Below are 2,201 nucleotides of genomic sequence, written 5' to 3'. Positions count from 1 at the left end.
GACGACGACGCGGCCGAGGGGGACGGGCGGGCCGGCACTCCGGCACGGGCCCGCCCCGGCGGCGCCGGGCGGACGGGGGAGCGTCCCGGCGAGCGCGGGGAGCTGCCGGAGGACCGCTTCCTGGACCGTGAGCGGAGCTGGCTGGCCTTCAACGAGCGGGTGCTGGAACTGGCCGAGGACCCCTCCACCCCGCTCCTGGAACGCACCCGTTTCCTGGGCATCTTCGCCAGCAACCTGGACGAGTTCTTCATGGTCCGGGTGGCGGGCCTCAAGCGCCGGATCGCCACCGGCGTCGCCACCCGGGCCGCCTCCGGCTATCAGCCGCGCGAGGTGCTGGAGATCATCTGGAACCGCACCCGGGAGCTGATGACCCGCCACGCCGCCTGCTACCACGAGGGGGTGGCACCGGAGCTGGCCGCACAGGGCATCCACCTGTTGCGCTGGCCCGAGCTGACCGAGGAGGAGCAGATCCGCCTGTTCTCCCTCTTCCGGCGGAAGATCTTCCCCGTGCTCACCCCGCTGGCGGTGGACCCGGCGCACCCGTTCCCCTACATCTCCGGGCTCTCGCTCAACCTCGCGGTCGTCGTCCGCAACCCCACCACCGGTCACAAGCACTTCGCCCGGGTGAAGGTGCCGCCGCTGCTGACCCGTTTCCAGGAGGTCTCCCCGCAACGGTACGTGCCGGTCGAGGACGTCATCGCCGCGCACCTGGAGGAACTGTTCCCCGGCATGGAGGTGCTGGCCCACCACCACTTCCGGGTCACCCGCAACGAGGATCTGGAGGTCGAGGAGGACGACACGGAGAACCTGCTCCAGGCGCTGGAGAAGGAGCTGTTGCGCCGTCGCTTCGGCCCGCCGGTGCGCCTGGAGGTCGAGGAGTCCATCGACCCGGACGTCCTCGACCTGCTGGTGCGGGAGTTGAAGATCTCCGGGAACGAGGTCTACAAGGTGCCCGGGCCCCTGGACCTCACCGGCCTGTCCGCCATCGCGGACCTGGACCGGCCGGAGCTGAAGTACTCCAAGTTCATCGCCGGGACCCACCGCGACCTGGCGGAGGTCGAGTCCGCGTCCCCGCCCGACATCTTCGCCGCGCTGCGCGAGCGGGACGTGCTGCTGCACCACCCCTACGACTCCTTCTCCACCTCGGTGCAGGCGTTCGTCGAGCAGGCCGCCGCCGACCCCGACGTGCTGGCGATCAAGCAGACCCTCTACCGGACCTCCGGTGACTCCCCGATCGTGGACGCGCTGATAGACGCGGCGGAGTCCGGCAAACAGGTGCTGGTGCTGGTGGAGATCAAGGCCCGCTTCGACGAGCAGGCCAACATCAAGTGGGCGCACAAGCTGGTCGAGGCCGGCTGCCACGTCGTCTACGGCCTGGTCGGCCTCAAGACGCACTGCAAGCTGTCCCTGGTGGTCCGACAGGAGGGCGACAACCTGCGCCGTTACGCCCACATCGGCACCGGCAACTACCACCCCAAGACCGCCCGTTTCTACGAGGACCTGGGGCTGCTGACCGCCGACCCGGAGGTCGGCGCGGATCTGTCCGACCTGTTCAACCGCCTCTCCGGCTACTCCCGCCGGGAGACCTACCGCCGGCTGCTGGTGGCGCCGCGCTCGCTGCGCGACGGGCTGGTCGAGCGGATCCGTCGGGAGATCGCCCACCACCGGGCGGGACGGCCGGCGGGTGTCCGGTTCAAGCTCAACTCCCTGGTGGACGAGCGGATCATCGACGCCCTGTACCGCGCCTCGCAGGCGGGGGTGCCGGTGGACGTGTGGGTGCGGGGCATCTGCGCGCTGCGGCCCGGTGTGCCGGGGCTGTCGGAGAACATACGGGTCCGCAGCGTCCTGGGCCGGTTCCTGGAGCACTCGCGGGTGTACGCGTTCGCCGCCGGCGGCGAGAGCGAGGTGTGGCTGGGCAGCGCCGACCTCATGCACCGCAACCTGGATCGGCGGATCGAGGTGCTGGTGCGGGTCGCCGACCCGGCGCACCGCTCCGCGCTCACCCGCCTGCTGGCCACCGGCGCCGCCGACTCCACCGCCTCCTGGCACCTGGGTCCGGACGGCGAGTGGACCCGGCACGCGGTGGACGCGAACGGTGAGCCGCTGCGCAACATCCAGGAGACGCTGATCGAGTCGCGGAGGAAGCGGCGTGTCGGCAACGCCTGAGGACGCGGGGGCCGTCCCGGGCCCCGCCCCCGGGC

General features: G+C 71.3%; 1 protein-coding gene. It reads left to right on the top strand.

What is annotated here, in order from left to right:
• Positions 1–2,166 (top strand): RNA degradosome polyphosphate kinase (locus FNQ90_RS20410; protein WP_182607695.1); only part of this gene is annotated, 2,166 nt, incomplete at its 5' end.
• Between the last annotated feature and the right edge of the window lie 35 nt (positions 2,167–2,201).

The sequence above is a fragment of the Streptomyces alkaliphilus genome, assembly GCF_014141535.1.
Lineage (GTDB): Bacteria > Actinomycetota > Actinomycetes > Streptomycetales > Streptomycetaceae > Streptomyces > Streptomyces alkaliphilus.
The sequence above is the reverse complement of the archived record's forward strand: the minus strand, read 5'-3'. Positions and strand labels throughout refer to the sequence as shown.